The sequence below is a fragment of the Streptomyces sp. B5E4 genome (assembly GCF_039871555.1).
Lineage (GTDB): Bacteria > Actinomycetota > Actinomycetes > Streptomycetales > Streptomycetaceae > Streptomyces.
In genome coordinates this window covers 1-17471 of record NZ_JBDPMI010000010.1, presented here as the reverse complement: position 1 = coordinate 17471, position 17471 = coordinate 1, and the positions used below count along the sequence as shown (strand labels likewise).

21 protein-coding genes are annotated in these 17471 nt (G+C 74.4%); 12 read left to right on the top strand and 9 right to left on the bottom strand.

Features of this window, described 5'->3' with window-relative positions; translation table 11 throughout:
• Positions 1–260 precede the first annotated feature (260 nt).
• Positions 261–719: an SRPBCC family protein gene (locus ABGA99_RS15555; protein ID WP_347582839.1), complete on the bottom strand. Its 459-nt coding sequence runs from the start codon at positions 717–719 to the stop codon at positions 261–263.
• A gap of 78 nt (positions 720–797) precedes the next feature.
• Between ABGA99_RS15555 and ABGA99_RS15550 the strand changes: the two genes are divergently transcribed.
• Together ABGA99_RS15550 and ABGA99_RS15545 are read left to right on the top strand one after the other, a co-directional pair.
• Positions 798–1811 carry a DJ-1/PfpI family protein gene (locus ABGA99_RS15550; protein WP_347582838.1) on the top strand — a complete coding sequence of 338 codons (1014 nt, stop codon included), beginning with the start codon at positions 798–800 and terminating at the stop codon, positions 1809–1811.
• Complete coding sequence (locus ABGA99_RS15545) at positions 1808–2608, top strand: DJ-1/PfpI family protein (RefSeq protein WP_347579780.1); 801 nt, start codon at positions 1808–1810, stop codon at positions 2606–2608. Before ABGA99_RS15550 ends, ABGA99_RS15545 begins: the two co-directional genes overlap by 4 nt.
• Positions 2609–2613: 5 nt before the next feature.
• On the opposite strand, the gene ABGA99_RS15540 is transcribed toward ABGA99_RS15545, so the two are convergent.
• Positions 2614–2784, bottom strand: coding sequence for a LuxR C-terminal-related transcriptional regulator (locus ABGA99_RS15540; RefSeq protein ID WP_347579779.1), 171 nt, complete (start codon positions 2782–2784; stop codon positions 2614–2616).
• 17 nt (positions 2785–2801) lie between these two features.
• Entirely contained in the window at positions 2802–3779 is a 978-nt protein-coding gene (locus ABGA99_RS15535) for a histidine kinase (protein WP_347582837.1), read from the bottom strand.
• Here ABGA99_RS15535 and ABGA99_RS15530 point away from each other — a divergent pair.
• Positions 3771–3920 (top strand): hypothetical protein, encoded by a 150-nt coding sequence (locus tag ABGA99_RS15530; RefSeq protein ID WP_347579777.1) that lies wholly within the window; start codon positions 3771–3773, stop codon positions 3918–3920. The genes ABGA99_RS15535 and ABGA99_RS15530 overlap by 9 nt on opposite strands.
• Positions 3921–4042: 122 nt before the next feature.
• A complete protein-coding gene (locus ABGA99_RS15525) occupies positions 4043–4930 on the top strand; it encodes a hypothetical protein (RefSeq protein ID WP_347582836.1) in 888 nt (295 codons plus the stop codon).
• A gap of 18 nt (positions 4931–4948) precedes the next feature.
• Here the strand turns inward: ABGA99_RS15525 and ABGA99_RS15520 are convergent, their stop codons facing one another.
• Complete coding sequence (locus ABGA99_RS15520; protein ID WP_347582893.1) at positions 4949–5929, bottom strand: LysR family transcriptional regulator; 981 nt, start codon at positions 5927–5929, stop codon at positions 4949–4951.
• Between the two features lie 83 nt (positions 5930–6012).
• Positions 6013–6708 carry an SDR family NAD(P)-dependent oxidoreductase gene (locus tag ABGA99_RS15515; RefSeq protein WP_347579774.1) on the bottom strand — a complete coding sequence of 232 codons (696 nt, stop codon included), beginning with the start codon at positions 6706–6708 and terminating at the stop codon, positions 6013–6015.
• Positions 6709–6923: 215 nt separating this feature from the next.
• Between ABGA99_RS15515 and ABGA99_RS15510 the strand changes: the two genes are divergently transcribed.
• The gene (locus tag ABGA99_RS15510; RefSeq protein WP_347582835.1) at positions 6924–7931 is read left to right on the top strand and encodes a GNAT family N-acetyltransferase; all 1008 of its coding nucleotides are present in this window, start codon (positions 6924–6926) and stop codon (positions 7929–7931) included.
• Positions 7932–7957: 26 nt separating this feature from the next.
• On the opposite strand, the gene ABGA99_RS15505 is transcribed toward ABGA99_RS15510, so the two are convergent.
• The gene (locus ABGA99_RS15505; protein WP_347582834.1) at positions 7958–8794 is read right to left on the bottom strand and encodes a helix-turn-helix transcriptional regulator; all 837 of its coding nucleotides are present in this window, start codon (positions 8792–8794) and stop codon (positions 7958–7960) included.
• A gap of 95 nt (positions 8795–8889) precedes the next feature.
• Between ABGA99_RS15505 and ABGA99_RS15500 the strand changes: the two genes are divergently transcribed.
• From ABGA99_RS15500 to ABGA99_RS15490, 3 genes are all read left to right on the top strand, one after another.
• Positions 8890–9660 (top strand): SDR family oxidoreductase, encoded by a 771-nt coding sequence (locus ABGA99_RS15500; protein WP_347582833.1) that lies wholly within the window; start codon positions 8890–8892, stop codon positions 9658–9660.
• 67 nt (positions 9661–9727) lie between these two features.
• Positions 9728–10138: a hypothetical protein gene (locus tag ABGA99_RS15495; protein ID WP_347582832.1), complete on the top strand. Its 411-nt coding sequence runs from the start codon at positions 9728–9730 to the stop codon at positions 10136–10138.
• 123 nt (positions 10139–10261) lie between these two features.
• Positions 10262–10507: a hypothetical protein gene (locus ABGA99_RS15490; RefSeq protein WP_347579768.1), complete on the top strand. Its 246-nt coding sequence runs from the start codon at positions 10262–10264 to the stop codon at positions 10505–10507.
• A gap of 17 nt (positions 10508–10524) precedes the next feature.
• Here the strand turns inward: ABGA99_RS15490 and ABGA99_RS15485 are convergent, their stop codons facing one another.
• Positions 10525–12081, bottom strand: coding sequence for a carboxylesterase family protein (locus ABGA99_RS15485; protein WP_347582831.1), 1557 nt, complete (start codon positions 12079–12081; stop codon positions 10525–10527).
• A gap of 277 nt (positions 12082–12358) precedes the next feature.
• On the opposite strand from ABGA99_RS15485, the gene ABGA99_RS15480 reads away from it, so the two are divergent.
• Entirely contained in the window at positions 12359–12919 is a 561-nt protein-coding gene (locus ABGA99_RS15480; RefSeq protein ID WP_347579766.1) for a hypothetical protein, read from the top strand.
• Between the two features lie 85 nt (positions 12920–13004).
• Here ABGA99_RS15480 and ABGA99_RS15475 read toward each other — a convergent pair whose 3' ends face one another.
• Positions 13005–13811, bottom strand: coding sequence for an RNA methyltransferase (locus ABGA99_RS15475; protein WP_347579765.1), 807 nt, complete (start codon positions 13809–13811; stop codon positions 13005–13007).
• A gap of 248 nt (positions 13812–14059) precedes the next feature.
• Here ABGA99_RS15475 and ABGA99_RS15470 point away from each other — a divergent pair, with 248 nt between their 5' ends.
• Complete coding sequence (locus ABGA99_RS15470; protein WP_347579764.1) at positions 14060–14341, top strand: hypothetical protein; 282 nt, start codon at positions 14060–14062, stop codon at positions 14339–14341.
• A 158-nt stretch (positions 14342–14499) separates the two neighbouring features.
• Positions 14500–15156, top strand: a complete 657-nt coding sequence (locus tag ABGA99_RS15465; RefSeq protein ID WP_347579763.1) for a hypothetical protein — start codon at positions 14500–14502, stop codon at positions 15154–15156.
• A 332-nt stretch (positions 15157–15488) separates the two neighbouring features.
• Here the strand turns inward: ABGA99_RS15465 and ABGA99_RS15460 are convergent, their stop codons facing one another.
• Positions 15489–16241, bottom strand: coding sequence for an SDR family oxidoreductase (locus tag ABGA99_RS15460; RefSeq protein ID WP_347579762.1), 753 nt, complete (start codon positions 16239–16241; stop codon positions 15489–15491).
• 114 nt (positions 16242–16355) lie between these two features.
• Here ABGA99_RS15460 and ABGA99_RS15455 point away from each other — a divergent pair, with 114 nt between their 5' ends.
• On the top strand, positions 16356–17315 hold the full coding sequence (locus ABGA99_RS15455) for an AraC family transcriptional regulator (RefSeq protein WP_347579761.1): 960 nt from the start codon (positions 16356–16358) through the stop codon (positions 17313–17315).
• Positions 17316–17471: the final 156 nt, after the last annotated feature.

Genomic DNA, 17471 nt, shown 5'->3' with positions numbered 1-17471 from the left:
TGCCCCTTCCGCCGGACCCGGGAAAACGGGCGAACGGATATACCGACCTGCCGTTCCTCGTCGAGCTGGGAGAGACCGTCGACGACGCGTACGCCCCGGCCGCTTCGCCACCGCCATCACCGCCCTCGGCCCCTCCCGCAGCCGCTGACCCGCACCGCCACCGCCTGCGCCCTCGCCGCCTGGACGGCGGTCACCGCGCTGCTCCTGTACCACCGCGCCAGGGCACCCTCGCGGCCGGCGGTACGCCCGTACCGGCCGGGTCAGCGCGCCCGCAGCAGACCGTCGAGGACGCGGCCGAAGACCTTGCGGGCGGTCCACGCCACCAGCGGATCCAGCGCCCGCGGCACACCCCGCACCCCCAGCTCCTCCCGCCACACCACCCGCACCTCACCGCCGTCCGCGGCGCCCGCCTCCGGCCCGTACACCTCGATCTCGGCCCAACCGCGCACCACCCGCCCCCGCTTGACGAGCCGGCACCGCCCCGCCGCCCGACCGGCCGCCGGAGGCGTCCACGCGACGACCTCCATCGGATCGTCGAAGCCCGCCCGGCCCACACCGGTACGCGCCGTGAACCGCGCCCCGACACCGTCCGCGGGCTCCGAGACCCCGACGATCCGCGTCAGGGGAACCCGCCCGCCGTGCGCCGGCCAGTCGGTCAGCCGTTCCCAGACGGCCACCTCCGGCGCCCGCACCGTACGCTCCACCTCGAACAGGGCCACGCCCTCAAGGTTAGGCCGCCGCCGGATACCCTGCCGGAGGCCGGAGCGGCGCGGGCCTGCGCGAACCGGAAGGGCGGGGTGCGGGTGGCGGACGCGGTACGCCGGGTGGTGCTCGTCGCGTACGACGACGCGCAGATACTCGACATCGCCTGCCCCAGTGGCGCCCTGGACGCCGCGAACCGCTTCGGCGCGGCGCCTGCGTACGCCATCGGGCTCGCCACCGCCAGCGGACGCGGCGTGCTCAGCTCCGCCGGCATCGGCGTCGGCGGCGGGCAGCGCCTCGCCGAGGTGCCTCCGCGGCCGGACACCCTCATGGTCGTCGGCGGCATCGGGCACGAGCGGGCCGCCGTGGACGGGGAGTTGATCAGGCAGGTACGCAGGCTCGCCACCGGCGCCCGCCGGGTCGCGGCGGTGTGCACCGGGGTGTTCGTGCTCGCCGCCGCCGGGCTGGTGGACCAGCGGCGGGTGACCACCCACTGGCGCTACGGCGCCGAACTCGCCGCCCGCCACCCGGCCGTCGCCGTCGATCCGGCTCCGCTGTACGTACGCGACGGACACGTCTACACCTCCGCCGGGGTGACCAGCGCGCTGGACCTGACGCTCGCGCTCATCGAGGACGACCACGGCCCGACCCTCGCGCGCGCCGTCGCCCGCGAGCTGGTGACGTACCTGCACCGCCCCGCCGACCAGGCGCAGATCAGCATGTTCCTGGCCGCCCCGCCCAGCGGCGACCGCCTGGTCCGCGACCTCCTCGGATACGTCTCGGGACACCTCTCCGACGACCTCGGCCCGCGTGCGCTCGCCGCCCGCGCGGGCATCAGCACCCGCCACCTCACGAGGCTGTTCGCCCGGCACCTCGGCACCACCCCGGCGCGAGCGGTGCGCGCCGCCCGCACCGAGGGCGCCGCCCACCTCGTCCGCTCCAGCGGACTGACGCTCGCCGCGATCGCGCGCCGCTGCGGGTTCCGCTCCGCCGAGACGCTGCGGCAGGCGTTCCTGGAGCACTACGGGGCCACGGGGGACACGATTCGCAGGATGCCGGACATGCCGCGGGCCCGCACCCGGACCGACCGGCAGACTCCCGGAGCATGACGAACAGCGACACGGAAGCCCACACGACGACCACGCGCAGGGCCGCCCTCGGGGGCGCGATGGCGATCGCCGCAGCGGGCCTGGCGGCCGGGATCCCCGCCGGGGCGGCCCACGCCGGCACGAAGGGGACAACCGCGGGGCGGACACCCGAAGGACCCCGGATCGGGGTCATGCTCTACGACGGCTTCAGCCTGCTCGACCCGACGGGCCCGGTCGAAGTGCTGTCCCGGCTGCCCGGGGCGGAGGTCACCATGATCGCCGAACGCCGCGGCCCCGTCCGTACGGACACCGGGCACACCGCGGTCGAAGCCGACCGGTCCTTCGCCGAGACCGGCGAGCTGGACGTGGTCCTCGTCCCCGGCGCGGGCAACCGCGGCACCGTCGCCGCCATGGAGAACCCGGCGATCCTCGGCTTCCTGCGCCGGGCCCACCGCCGCACCCGCTTCACCACCTCGGTGTGCACCGGCTCCCTCGTCCTCGGCGCCGCCGGCCTGCTCGGCACCCGCGCCACCACCTACTGGGCGTCGAAGGACTATCTGGAGGCGACCTTCGGCGTCACCTACGTGCCCGAACGCTACGTCCACGACGGCAAGGTGATCACCGCCGCGGGCGTCTCCGCGGGCATCGACATGTCCGTCTACCTGGCCGCCCTGCTCACCGACGAGCTGACGGCGCGCGCGATCCAGCTCGCCGTCGAGTACGACCCGCAGCCCCCGTACGACTCGGGCGACGCGGCCGGGGCGAGCCATGAGCTGAAGGAGCTGGCGCTGCGCCTGCTCGCGCAGTCGCAGACATAGCAGGGCTAGCCGGAGACCAGGCCCGTCTCGTGCGCGTAGATGACGGCCTGCGTACGGTCCCGCAGGCCCAGCTTCGCGAGGACCGCCGTCACGTGGGTCTTCACCGTCGACCTGCCGATGCCCAGGACGGCGGCCATCTCCGGGTTGCTCAACCCCTTCGCCACCTGCCGCAGCACCTCGGCCTCCCGCTCCGTCAGCGCGTCCAGCCGGTCATGAAGGCCTCGATCAGCCCGCGGACGACCGCGGGCGCGAGCAGCGCCTCGCCGGCCGCGACGGTGCGGATAACGTCCACCAGGTCCTGCGGGAAGCAGGCCTTGGGCAGAAAGCCTGACGCGCCCGCGCGCAGCGCCTCGAAGACGTAGTCGTCGCGCCGGTACGTGGTCAGGATCAGCACCCGCCCCGTCACCGCGAGCGCCACCGGGAACCCCAGGTCCGCCAGCCTGCCGCAGAGCGCGGCGAGCCGCCGGTCGAGCGGGCCTTGGCCCGCCTCGTCGCCCGCGGCGTCCACCAGGCGTGCCAGCGTCGCCGGCGCCGTCCGGCCCGTGGCCGCCGCCCCCGCCAGCGCCTCGCCCGCCAGCTCGGGGCGGCTGTCCACCAGCCGCAGCGCGGCGGCGCTCTGCACCGCGACCGCACTCAGATGGTGCCCGGCCGCGTCGTGCAACTCGCGCGTCAGCCGCTCCCGTTCCGCCGCGGCGGCCGCGTCCTGCTCCCGCGCCACCCCGGCCCGCCGCGCCGCGACCCGTGCCCGCCGCGCCACCCGGTGCCGCCGCAGCCGCCCGCACAGCACGAGCAGCAGATGCAGCGACGCCCCGGCCGGCAACTCGTCGAGGAGCGCCCACGCCGACGAAGCATCCGCCATCGGGGCCCCCACGACCGCCGTTGCCACCGCCGCCCCGGCCAGCGCGTCCCGTACGCCGCCGTGCACCGCCAGCGAGAACAGGGCCACCCACACCGCACCCGGGAGCGCCGGCACCACCGCCGCCTCCGGGACCAGCGCTTCGGCGCCGCCGTCGAGCAGCAGCACCACGGCCGGCACCCGCAGGCGCCCGCCGCCGCCACACCAGCGCGCCCGCCGCCGCGACCACCGCCAGCAGCCCGCACACACCGCCGCCGGGCCGACCCCCGGACCACCCGCGAGGGCGCACAGGTCGACGGCCCCCCAGTGCGGCACCGCTTCGACCCGGCCACGGGCCGGCTCACGGCGTCGCTGACGCTGCGGCCGGGGCGGCACACGGTTCGTATCCGGGCCAGGAACGCGGCGCACGCGGCGGTGCTGGCGACGACGACGTTCACGGTCCGCGAAGGCACCTGACCCGTGGGGGGCGGCGGACGGCCGACGCGGGTGGGCGGTGGCCGTCCCCCGATCCGGTCCCGGCCGGCGGACACGTCCGAAACGTTCAAGACCACCGCGTGCGCCGCTGCCATCGTGGGCGTATGACCGCAGACCTCTCCGCCGCCGCCTCCTTCATGGCCACCCACGCGCGGCTCCTCGACCGCCGCCGCTTCGAGCTGCTGCTCGGCGCGACCGGCCCCGCCGCCGTGCTCGCCGCCGTCGACGGCTACCGCAACCCCGACGGCGGCTACGGCTGGGGTCTGGAGCCGGACCTGCGGGCGCCGGAGAGCCAGCCCGGCGGTGCGCTGCACGCCTTCGAGGCGTTCGTGGACGCCGCCCCGGCCACCACCCCGCACGCGGCGCGGCTCTGCGACTGGCTGCTGTCCGTCACGCTGCCCGACGGCGGGCTGCCCTTCGCGCTGCCCGTGGCGGACCCCGCCGGCTGCGCACCGTTTTGGACCCGGGCCGACCCGGCGGCCTCCGCCCTGCAGAGCACCGCGTTCGCCGCCGGCACCGCCCTCAGGCTGGCCGCGCACGACCCCGCCGTCGCCGCACACCCCTGGCTGGAGCGGGCCACGCGCTACTGCCTCGACGCGATCGAGGCCATCGGCGACGAACCGCACGCCATCGAGCTGTCCTTCGCCATCCGCTTCCTCGACGCCGCCGCCGACACCCGCCCGCAGGCCGCCTCCCTGCTGGAACGGCTGCGCCGGCTCATCCCCGACGACGGCGTGCTGCCCGTCGCCGGCGGCTCCGAGGGCGAGGCGATCCGGCCGCTCGACGTCGCCCCCGAACCCGGCCGCCCCGCGCGCACGCTGTACGCCCCGGAGGTGGTCGACGACGAACTGCGCCGGCTGGCCGCGGGACAGCAGGAAGACGGCGGCTGGCTGGTCGACTTCGGCTCGTTCTCGCCGGCCGCCGCCCTGGAGTGGCGCGGCTACCGTACGGTCGGCGCGGTGGCGGTGCTGAAGCAGAACTCCCTGCTCTGAAGCCCTCCGTGCGGGGCTTCAGCCGCGGGCGACGGCGGGCTCCGGAACGGCGCGGGCCGGCTCCGGGGCCTGCGGCACCTCCGGGACGTCGGCGCCGGGTGCCGCCTGCGCCGCGTCGGCGAGGGTGTCGACGGCCGACTGCACGAAGGCACGTACCAGCGGCGTCTCGTGCGCCGTACGCCAGATCAGCCCCCAGACGCCCATCGGCTGCTCCGTGATCGGCACGTAGGCGATGCCCGGCCGCGGGAAGTGCCGCGCCGCCTCACCCTGCACCACGCACACCGCGTCCCCGGCCGCGACCACCGCCTGCGCCTCCTGGAACGTGGCGATCTTCGGCCCGTCCGCGGGGATCGGCCGCCCGGACGGCGTACGCGCCGGCATCAGCGCCTCCATCCAGTACGCCGGGACCGGGTTCACCGGCTGCGGGAACACGCAGTCCGCGAGGTCTTCCAGGCTCACGGACCCGCGGGCGGCGAAGGGGTGCCCTTCGGCGACCATCAGCACGTGCGGCTCGCGGGCCAGCACGGGGCCGACCGTCAGGTCCGGCTCGCGCACCGGGAGCCAGGTGACCTCCAGGTCCACCTCGCCCGCCCGCAGCATCCCGAACGGGTCGCTGAAGACCACCTCGCGGAAGCGCAGCTCGACACCCGGGTAGCGGTCCTTGAAACGCGCGAGGATCGACGCCTGGTCGAACGCCTGGGCGCACATCAGCCCCAGCGTCAGCACGCCGGTCGTGCCGCGGGCCGCCGCGGCGGCGGAGTCGATGCCGTCCTGGATCCGCCGGTAGCCCGCCTGCAGATCGTCGTGGAGCTGCGCCCCGATGGCCGTCAGCTCCACCCGGCGGCTGGTGCGCTCGAACAGCGGCGCGCCGATGCGGCGCTCCTGCTTGGCGATCGACTGGCTGACGCGGGCCTGCGAGACGTGCAGCCGCTCCGCGGTCCGGCCGAAGTGCAGTTCCTCGGCGAGCGCGAGGAAGATCTCTATGTCCCGCAGCTCCATCCCGCACCCCCGCATCGCCTGGCCCTGGCCGGAAACCGGCACCGTCCCGGGAGCGTATCCCGCCCGCCCCGCCCCCGTCACCCTCAGGCCGCCGCGCCGTGACCTGCGGCGGAGGCGGACACGGGGCCGGTGGCCTCCCGGCGGCGGGCCGCGGCGCCGTCGACGAGCCGCAGCAGCGCACCCGCGTCCGGCCGCCCGCCGACGACGCTGATGTCGACGCCGGCGCGCGCCGCCTCGCACGCCGCCGCACGGCTCAGCGCCACCACCGCGCAGGTGCCGGCCCGGTCCAGCGCGGCGCCCGGCGCCCCGGGCGGACCGACGGAGCCGCAGAGCTGCAGCAGATGGCCGGAGCGCTGCTCGTACAGCAGCGGCAGGACGGCCTGCGCGACCCACAGCGGGCCGAAGAACGCCGACTCCATCCGCGCGCGGGCCGCCGCCTCGGGTATCCACCCGACCGGCGCGGCCGCGTCCCGGGTGCCGGGGGAGTGGCGCGGCGGGCGGGCGTCGTTGACGATCGCGTCGAGGCGGCCGAACCGGTCGGCCGCCGCGCACACCGTGGCGTTCACCGACCAGTTGTCGGCCACGTCCAGCGCCCGGACGAACAGCCTGCGCCGGTGCTCGTCGTGCCGCGCCAGCAGCCGGTCACGGGCGGCCTCGTCCGGTACGACGGCGGCGACCCGTTCGCCGCGCGCCAGCGCGGCCGCGGTGACGGCCCGGCCCGCGCCGTGTCCTGCCGTGGTGACGAACCAGACCCTGCCCGTACGTGCGGTGGCGGTCATGGACCTTGCGCCCCCTTCGGTGGCTGCGTGAGCTCCTGCTCTTTCGTTTGCGTGGACCAGCCTCGGCTCGGCGCGGCCCGCGAACAACGGCCGATCCGGCAACGATGGATAACCCGTCGGTTATGAATCCCCCGCCCCCATCGATAACCGACGGGTTATGGCACGTTCCGGGATCGGCCGTTGTTCGCCGGGCGGGGCGCGGCGAGGCTGGAGCCATGAGTTCACCGGTGGAGATCACCGTCGTACGCGACGCCGCGCCGGCCGCGGCCGCCTGGCGTGCAGTCGTCGCCGCCGCGCGGGCGGCGGACCTGCCCGGCGTTCCGGCGCCGGTACGGGAAGAGGTCCTCGCCGGACTGCGGGGGGACGCCCACGCCGGCGGCAGGATGCCGCCGGCGTGGGCGGCCACGGGGGCGGAGGGCGAGGTGACGGCCGTCGCGGGGGTGCAGCCGGCCACCTCGCCCGGCCCGGCCCGTACCGCGGCGGACCTCCAGCTCTACGTCCACCCCGCCGCCCGCCGCCGCGGTACCGGCACCCTGCTGCTGGCCGCCGTCGCCGCCGCGGCCCGGGAGGACGGCTGGGCCACCCTGCGGGCAGACGCCCCGGCGTGCACGCCCGCGGACGTCTTCTGCCTGCGCCACGGCTTCGTCCGCGAGCGCGTCGTCCACCACCTGCTGCTGCCGCTGGCCGAGGTCCACCGCGCCTGGCTGGCCGAGCTGGTCTGCGCCGACCACCCGGGCTACCGCCTCACCACCTGGTACGCCCCCGCCATCCCCGCGCCGGGGATACCCGGCCCAGCCCGTACGGGAGAACCCGCACCGGCGGACGCCGACGACCCCGACGGCCTCGCCGCGGCCGTCCCCGGCTTCGCCTTCGGCCCCGCCGCCGGTGCGCCGGAGCCCGGCAGCGGCCGGCTGCTGACGGTGGCGGCCCTGCACACCGGCACCGGCGCCGTCGCGGGCTACACCGAAGTGCTCATCCCGCCCGCGCCCGCCCCGCGTGCCCAGCACTCCCACCTGGCCGTCGTGCCGGCCCACCGCCGCCGGGGCCTGGGCCGCTGGGTCACGGCCGAGATGCTGCGCCGGCTGCACGCCGAGCACCCGCAGATCAGCGAGGTGGAGATAGCCGCGGCCGACCGCGATGCCGCGGTCCTCGCCCTCGGTGAGCAGCTCGGCTTCCGCCCGTACCGCCGCACCCACGCCTACCGGCTGCGTCTGCCCGGCTGAGCACGCGCGGTGTGCCGGGCGGGCGGTCAGCCGGGGTCCGGGGTCGCGGCGAGCGAGCCGAGAAGCGCGAGCGCCTCGCCGCCGGGCGAGCCCGGCTCCGTGTGGTAGACGACCAACTCCTGCCCCGGGGCGGCGCGTACGCCGAACGTCTGCATCGTCAGCGTCAGCGGACCCACGGCCGGGTGCGCGAAGCGCTTGTGCTCCAGCGCCTTTCCGCGGGCGTCGTGCCGCGCCCACAGCTCGGCGAACTCCGGGCTCGACTCCAGCAGTCCGGCGAGGACCTGCCGCACCCGCGGGTCGTCCGGCGCCGCGCCGTGGCCGAGACGGAAGCCGGCGACGGAGTTGCGCGCCACGTCGTGCCAGTCGCGGTAGAAGGTGCGGGCGGCGGGGTCGGTGAAGACGACGTCCATGAGGTTGCGCGAGTGCGTCCAGCCGAGGAAGAGCGCGTCGGCGATGGCGTTCGAGGCGAGCACGTCGTACGCGCGGTTGTGGACGACCGCCGGGTTGTGCGGCCAGGCGTCCAAGAGCGCGAGCAGGCTCGGCTCCACCCGGTCCGGCACCGCGGCGGCGCGGGCGCGCGGCCCGAGGCCCGCCAGCCGGAACAGATGCAGCCGGCCGTCCTCGTCCAGCCGCAGCGCGGCCGCGAGCGCGTCGAGGACCTGCGCGGACGGCGACCGCTCCCGGCCCTGCTCCAGCCGTACGTAGTAGTCGGCGCTGACCCCCGCCAGCACGGCGACCTCCTCGCGCCGCAGCCCCGGCACCCGCCGGTGCCCCGTGACCGGGAGGTTCGCGGCGGCCGGGGTGACGCCGGCGCGGCGCGCGGTGAGGAACGCGCCCAGCTCGGTACGTGCCATGCCGCCCATGCTAGGCACGGCGCACGCGGACGTGCCTGGGTGCGCCGCACCCAGGAGGACGCCGTCTCTCCCGCGGGCGCCGCGGGCGGCCCAGCCTCGTGGCCATGACCACACAGCAGACAGAACAGACCCCCGCCGGCCGGGCGAAGACCGTCCTCGTCACCGGCGCCAGCAGCGGCATCGGAGAGGCCGTCGCCGCCCGGCTCGCCGCCGAGGGGCACCGTGTCGTGGCCGGCGCCCGCCGCACCGACCGCCTCAAGGCCCTCGCGGAGCGCACCGCCGACGCGGCGGCACGCAGCGGCGGCACGCTGGAGCCGGTACGCCTCGACGTGACGGACCGCGCGGACGTCGCCGACTTCGTCTCCGGCGCCCGCGCCCGGCACGGCGGCGTCGACGTGTTCGTCGCCAACGCCGGGGTGATGCCGCTGTCGCGGCTGGACTCCCTGCTCGTCGAGGAGTGGGACCGCATGATCGACGTCAACGTCCGCGGGCTGCTCCACGGCATCGCCGCGGCGCTGCCCGTGTTCGACGCCCAGCGCTCCGGGCACTTCGTCACGGTCGCCAGCGTCGGCGCCCATGAGGTCGTCCCCACCAGCGCCGTGTACTCCGCCACCAAGTACGCGGCCTGGGCGATCACCGAGGGCCTGCGGCAGGAGTCCGACCCCTCGGTACGGGTGACGACCGTCTCGCCCGGCGTCGTCACCTCCGAACTGGCCGGCACCATCACCGACCCCGGTGCCGCGGAGGCCATGCGCACCTACCGCGCCCACGCGATCGCGCCCGACGCCATCGCCGCCGCCGTCTCGTACGCCCTGTCCCAGCCGCCGGAGGTGGACGTCAACGAAATCGTCGTACGCCCCGCCCACCAGCGCTGACGCACGGCCGGCCCGACGCCGCCGCCCGGGGACCGCCACCCGGGGCGGCGACGGGTACTTTGGGCCCATGACAGCGGCAGCGGCGGGCCCGCCCACAGACCCGGAGACGACCGAGGACGCGCAGGCACTGCGGTCCCTCATGCGCGCGGACCTCCGCGCCGCGATGAAGGAGCGCCGGCGCGAGGTCGTCTCCGCACTGCGCACCGCTCTGGCCGCCATCGACAACGCCGAAGCCGTCGAGGCCCCCGACACCCCGGCGGACCAGGGGAGCGAGCACGTCGCCGGCGCCCTCGCCGGCGTCGGTGCGGCGGAGGCGGCCCGGCGGGTGCTCTCCGCCGACGACGTACGCGCCCTGCTGCGGACGCAGATCACCGAGCGCCGCACCGAGGCCGGGGGCTACGAGACGGCGGGCCAGGGCGAAGCTGCGTCCCGCCTGCGCCGCGAAGCCGACGCGCTCGCCGCGTACCTGACGCCGTAGGCGGCCCGCCTCCTCCCTGCCGCGAGGCCAACCGGCCCCGGCGGAAGGGGAGTTCGGCCGGCCGATGTCAGTGCCCCTCGGCAGAATGAGGGCGTACGACACGTCCGACGAACGGAGGCGACGATGGCGGACGACACCGCCGAGGTGACGGCGGCCCAGGCGTACCGGCGGCTGGTGCGCAGCGCGCAGGCGGCGCTGGCCGAGCCCGGGGGGCACGGGTTGGCCGCGGCGGTGCTGGCCGGGCCGCTGGCCGACGCCGACCGGGCGCTGGCGGCCGCCGGGCTGGCCGGGAACGAGCCGCGGTTCTTCGCCGTCGTCCGCAGCGTGACGGCGATCCCCACCGCCACGCCCGGCCCCGCTCCCACGTAGCACACGGGCCGCGGAGGTCACCGGCTGTTCCAGAAGCCGCACCGGTGGTCGGCCGCGAACGGGGTGGGCCCGATGGCGCCGTCGGCCAGCCCGAGCACCGTGGTCCTGCCCTCCGCCCGTACGGGATGCCACCGTGGCAGGCCGGCGTGGTTGGGGTCGCCGCGGTGGGCGAAGGCGGCCCAGTAGCCGGTCATCGCGGCGGTCAGGTCCGCGGGGCCGGGTTCCGCCCACGGCATTTCGAACAGGTAGGGCAGATCGGAGCCGTGGTGTGCACCGAAGGGGAACCCGTCGATCACCGTTCCGCTGTCCTGGGCCAGTTCGTATGCGTACACGGGCGCGTGCCTGGCGGCGGAGGCGGCGGTGGCCAGCGTGGGGCAGGCGCCGATCCTTGCGCCCCGGTCGGTCAGCAGCCGTGACAGCGCGAGCACAGGGCTCGGGTCGCCGGCGGCCGGGTAGCGAAGCAGCACGGCCGGGGCGTCGTCGCCGAACGTCCCGGTGACGACGTCGGCGTAGCCTCGCGCGGTGAGCGGGCGGCCGCCGAGGTCGTACGCGTCCGGGACGAAGGAACGCGTCTCGTCACGGGTACTGCCGATCAGCAGCGGGACTCCGGCCGCCGAGCCGCGCCGCAGCGCCGCCCCCGGCTGCCGCGGCAGGAACGGCGTACCGGCGACCGGCCCCCAGGCGTCGTCGGTGGTCGTCCCGGTGACCGGCGCCGCCACATCCGCCAGCGCCTTGAGCAGGTCGGTGACCGGCGCCCCGCGCAGGCAGGCCGCGACGTCCGCGGCCCCGGCGCAGCCGACGTCACGCGCGGCCCGTGCTCCCCTGGCGTCGGCGGCGGCCTTCGTCAGGACCGGGTTGGCGCAGGCGCCGCTCTGCACGACGGCCCGGTGGAAGAGGCCGCGGGAGGCGGGCGAGGCCAGGTGCGCGCAGACGCTGCGGGCCCCTGCCGACTGCCCGGCCAGCGTGACGCGCCCGGGATCGCCACCGAACGCCGCGGCGTTGGCCCGGACCCAGCCGAGCGCCCGGGTCTGGTCCATCAGCCCGTGGTTGCCCGAGACGCCGCCCCGGTCGTCCAGCGCCGGGTGGGAGAGGAACCCCATCGCACCGAGGCGGTAGTTGACGCTCACCACGATCACATCGCCGGTGGCGGCCAGCCGGGCGGCGTCGTAGTCGGATCCCGCGCCGGTGGTCAGGCCGCCGCCGTGCAGCCAGGCGATCACCGGCAAGGGCCCGGCCCGCTTTGGCCGGTGCGGCGCGGTGATGTCGGCGTACAGGCAGTCCTCGCCGCCGCCGGAGGGCTGCGCGCACTCCTGCCCCGCCACGCCGGCGTCGCGCACGCCGGACCACGGGCGGGGCGGCCGGGGCGCACGCCAGCGCAACTCGCCGACCGGCGGCCGCGCGTACGGCACGCCCCGGAACCGCAGGACGTCGCCGTCACGCACGCCGCGCAGCAGCCCTCCGTCCACCCGCACCAGAGCGGGATCGGGCACTTCGGCGGCTGCCGGCACCCCCACCGGGGACAGCACGGAGACGACGGCCAGACAGAGCGCGGTGACACGGGCACGTAAGGACATGCCCCACAGCATCGGCCGCGCCGCGCCGGGCGCGCGTCCCCCGTCGGGCGGCTCCGCCGCTACTTCCCGTGGCGTAGCCGCCGGGACGCGGGACCCCTCCCGGGCGCCGCGCCGCAGAATAGGAGTCGGCAGGCCGTCTGGCGGCGTCCGTACGCGACAGCTCCGCCGGCAGGCCGCACTACCTCCGTGGCCACGGCCTTCCGCTCCGTCCGGACGCTGTCGGCGCCGAGCGGTCTGTGTCGGCGGTGTCGGTATCCAGGGAAGGGGACGGCACACCATGAAGACGATCGCCCGTATCGCCATGACGTCCGTGTTGGCGCTGATCGCGGTTCTCGGCCTTGCCGCTTGCGAGGACGATTCCAGTCAGGGCAAGGAGAACGCCGCCAAGCAGAGCAACTACGACGCGCTGGTGGCGAATCAGCCGGCGGGGAAGATGACGTACTCGCCGACCCGTGAGGCCATCAACGAGTGGGTGAAGACCTGGGGCAAGCGCGGCAAGCTGTCGTACGTCTACATCCAGAACGGCAAGGGGGAGTACGGGTACTTCGTCATGAAGGGCCTGCCCGTGCCCCGCTGCAAGAAGCTCACGCCGACCGAGGCGGTGGACTCCTCGTCGAACGGCAAGGTCGTGGTGGCGCAGCCGGGCATGGACGGGACGTACGACTCGGGTTCGGCGTGCAACGCCTACTTCGGCTTCGACGCGACGACGGGCGCGTACGTGGAGTTCACGGTGGGGACGAACCAGTCGTTCTTCCTGTTCGACCAGCCCATGAAGATGCCGGAATACGCGGATGCCACGCAGCTCGGTCCGACGTCGGCGGAGGATGTCGCGGACTGACCCGGGGCGGGAACCCGTGCGGCGGACGGCTCCTCGGCGTTGGTAGTGGTGATCCGGTCCTGGGCAGCGTCGGCCGGGGGGCCGGTCATCTGTTCTGGCTGTGTCTGCGGGCCTCGTACAGCATGATCGATGCGGCGACGCCGATGTTCAGCGAGTCGACCGTTCCTTCCATGGGGATGCGTACTTGCCGGGTTGCCCGGGCGAGCAGGTCTTCCGGTAGGCCCTCGCGTTCACTGCCGAGCAGGAAGGCGAGTGGTGGTTCGTAGGTGGTGTTCCAGTGGTCTTCTTGCGCGGAACCGGATGTGGCCAGAATGTCGACTCTCTGCTGTGCGGCCCAGGCGAAGAATTCCGCGGCTTCGGGGGTGTGGACCACGTCGACGGCGAAGAGCGACCCCATGCTGGCCTTGACCGCTGCCGGGGCGTAGGGGTCCACCGTGTCCCCGATGAGGATCACCCCGGCCCCGCCCACCGCGTCCACGGTGCGGATGATCGTGCCGAGGTTGCCCGGGTTGGCGATGCGGTCCAGGGCGACGAAGACCGCCCCGGGGTGTGTGCTCAGACCGTCCAGTCCACCGGCGCGGCTGCGCAGGACGGCGGCGATGCCGCTGGGCCCGTCCCGGTCGACGAGACGCTGGAAGAGCTCGGCCCCGAACCGTGCGACGGCTACACCCGCCTGCTCCTGCTCCTCGATCATGCGCCAAGCCGCCTGATGTGTGAGCAGTCCGGGCGCGACGAGCAGGGTCTCGACCTCCCACCCCGCCTCCACGGCACACCACACCGGCTGCAGCCCTTCGACGACGAACGCCCCCTCACGCCGCCGGTGCTTGCGGCTTGCCAGCAGTTTCACCCGCTTCGCGAGGGGGTTGGCGGCGCTGGTGATGGTCTCGGTCATGGGGCTCTTCCGTGGTCGCGGTCCGGGTGAGCGTATCGAAGCAGGTGGGAGGCGCCAAAACGAGCCTGACGAGGAAGGCGCTGCTCCGGAATCCCGTGCCCTCGGCCGGCGCTTTGCGGTGGGATTGCAGAGAGATAAGCGGGCGTCCGCTTTCTCCGCCAGAAGGCTTATCCGGCTGAACGCGGGCGCTTGTTCTTCTTGGTTCAGGCAGGGCGGCACAGGGCCGCTCTCCGGATCCAGGAGGATTCATGCGCAGGACTGGTGCTCTCGCCGTCGCGCTGTCGTCGGCGGCGCTGCTGGGCTTCACCGCGCTGGCCGCCGCCCCCGCGGCCTCGGCCGCCGGCGGCGGGGACGGGAAGGCCGCCGAGGCCTCCGGGTACGCGGCGACCGCGACCGCCGAGGAGGGCAAGGGCGGCGAGATGCCGTACGGCGTGGCCCTGCGGATGCTCGACGACGGTTCGATGTCGATCGTCGCGCTGACGGAGGACGACATCGACGACGGCGGTGGTGACTGGCACCCCGTGGGGTAGCCCCTCCCGCCAGGCGGCCCCCCGCGCCCGCCCGGTGCCAGGGGCCGCCGCCTGCCGGGAGATCGAGTCGCCGATCACACGGGGCGCCCGCATCATGGAAAGAGGTGTCCGTCCTGGTACCGGTACCTGCGGCTAGCTAGGGGCAGCGAGGAGATGTCGTGCACGAGAAGCTGCTCCACAGGGCAGGCGGCCGCCTCACCCACCGCCACGATGGCCGGCCCTCCGCCGCCCGGGCCCGCCCGGAAGAGCTCGTGCTCGACCCGGCGAAGGTACGCGGATTCGGCGCGGGCACACTCGGCCGGCAGGACGAGGCCGGACTCGCCCTGGAAGTGGCGGAGTTGCTGCCCCACGGCTGGGACCTGCCCTACAAGCTGAAGGCGGCGCTCCAGGACGTCATCGCGCACCTCGGCGGTGAGGCCGAGCTGATGACGTGGCTGGACACCTTCCCCGGCCGCCCTCGCCTCACGGCACGGATCTACGTCTTCCTCGGTCTTCTGGACCGGTACGGCGACGTTCCGGAAGTGGTCGAAGCCCTGCGCGATGCCCGCACCCGGGAGCCGTACCCGGCGGGTCTGCGGAAGGTTCTCGTGCCCCAGACCGACGCGGAGACGCTGTCCGATGTGGGCTACCGGGTCGAGGCACTTCTCACGGACGGCAAGGTCGAGCAGGCCGCGGCGCTCGCTCTGGCCATCGCCGACTGGCTACGCCGTTCACTCACCGGCCCCGTAGCCGACCTGATGGCTCACGTCCGGGAGGACATCGCCCAAGCCGCCGGCGAGACGACGGCGGCGCCAGGCAATCCCACGTCCCGGTGACGCCCCGTCACACCCCATAGCCGCTATCCGATGCCGACCCGCGTGAAAACGTGGCCCGGCCTGTGCCACGGTCACCGACCGGCTTGCCGCCCTCCCGTACCACCGGATCCTGCTCGCCCACGACGTGAACGCCAACGCGGACCTCCTCACACGCCGGCTTTTGAAGCACGCCAGCCAATGTCCCCGTGACGGTCACCAACGTGCTTGGGCAGCACCGGTGTGTGTGGCCACCGAAGTGCTTTGCCGTCCGCTACAGGACCGGCCGCTGCCACTAGGCAGCAAAGACACGGAACCCGGGGCGAGCCTTATGCCGCCCACTGTGTGGTGTCTGCTCAGATCTGGTTGGTGCCTCCGTCGACGTAGATGTTCGCGCCGACGACGTAGCTGCTCTGTTCGGAGGCCAGGAAGGCCACGACTGCGGCGGCCTCCTCAGGCTGACCCATGCGCCCCCTGGCCACGGTTGCGGCGACGTTCTCCTTGACGGCCCGGGCGGTTTCCTCGTCGCCGAAGGCGGCGGTGCCGCCGGGGGTCTCTATCCATGCCGGGGAGACCACGTTGACCCGGATGCCGCGGTCCTTGAGCTCGTTGGACCATGTCCGTGCGAAGGACCGGACGGCCGCCTTGGACGCCGCGTACGCGCCGAAGGCGGCCACTCCGCGGTCGCCGGCGGTCGAGCCGAGCAGGACGATCGAGGCTGCGTCGTTGAGCAGCGGCAGTGCCTTCTGCACGGTGAACAGCGTGCCTCGGACGTTGACGTCGAAGGTCTGGTCGAAGTGTTCCTCGGTGGTCTGCTCCAGTGTCACGAACGTGCCGGTCGCCGCGTTCGCCACGAGGACGTCCAGCCCTTTGCCCCGGGCTCGGACCGCGTCGTAGAGCCGGTCCAGGTCGGCCATCGTGGAGATGTCGCCGGCCACTGCCGTGGCCCGGTCCGTTCCGATGGTCTTGACGGCGGCCTCCAGTTCGGCCTCGCGTCGCCCGGTGACGAACACGTGCGCGCCCTCGTCCGCCAGCCGTACGGCGGTGGCCAGGCCGATTCCGGCACTGCCCCCGGTGACCACCGACGTCTTGCCTTCCAGCTGTCCCATGTGGGTGTCTCCGCCACTTGTCTCGATGCCGATCCGTTCGCTATCGATACTGCGGGAGATCGGGGATACGATCCATGATGCAGAGTCCGGGATTCTTTACGTATCGTCCAGGAGGTGAGGGAGGTGCTCGGCTTTCGGGATCCAGTGGCCGACGCGATCGGGCTGCTCCGGCCCCGCACGGTGATCGGGCCGAGTCTCCGGGCCGCGGGCCAGTGGGCGTTGCGCTTCGACACGTTCTTGCACGTGCGGATCGGCGGCCTCGTGCACGGCACATGCTGGCTGATCCTCGAAGGGCACGAGCCGGTGCTCCTGCAGGAGGGGGACACCTTCATGCTGGGCAACCCCCCGCCCTACGTGCTCGCCAGCACGCCCGACGCAAACCCGCGCCCGGCGGAGCAGGTGTGGGCGGGTGCCGAAGACGGGTTCGTAAGGATCGGCCCGGAGTCCGAGGAGGACCTCTACCTCTGCATCGGGCACATCGCCTTCGACGACACGAACGCCGCCCTCCTGACCGATCTTCTGCCGCCGCTCGTGACCGTCCGCGTGGCCGATCCCCACGGCCGGCGGCTCGCCCAGCTGATCGATCTCCTGGCCACCGAGGTCGGGGTCACCGCCGCCGGCGGCCCGCTGGTGCAAAATCACCTCGCGCAGATCCTCCTCGTGCACATGCTGCGCGCCCACGCCGGCCAGACGGACCGGCCCACCGGCTGGCTCGGTGCCCTGAACGACGACGGCATCGGTGCCGCGCTACGCGCCGTGCACGCGGACGTGGCCCACTCCTGGACCCTCAACGAGCTCGCCGAGATCAGCCACATGTCACGTTCCGCGTTCGCCCACGCCTTCAAGAGCCACGTCGGCCTCCCGCCGCTGGAGTACCTGATCCAATGGCGCATGAGCCTCGCCCGCGACGCCCTCGCCCGCGACACCCTGTCGATCTCCGAACTCGCACAGGCCACCGGCTACCGGTCCGAGAGCGCATTCAGCACCGCGTTCCGCCGCGTGGTCGGCGCATCGCCCACACAATTCCGGAACCAGACGCGGCAACCACCGCGCTCCGCCGCGAACGGAAGCTGAAGTAGCAAACCGTGCTCAGCTGCGCCGTTAGGTAATCGTCCGTGTCGGCATGGTCCCCGGCTGGGCCTATGCCATTGAGGACGTCTCCAGCCGTGCCACGGCGTTCCTGCCGGCGTTGTCGCGCGGCACGCGCGCGTACACGGTGTTCCGCAGTGT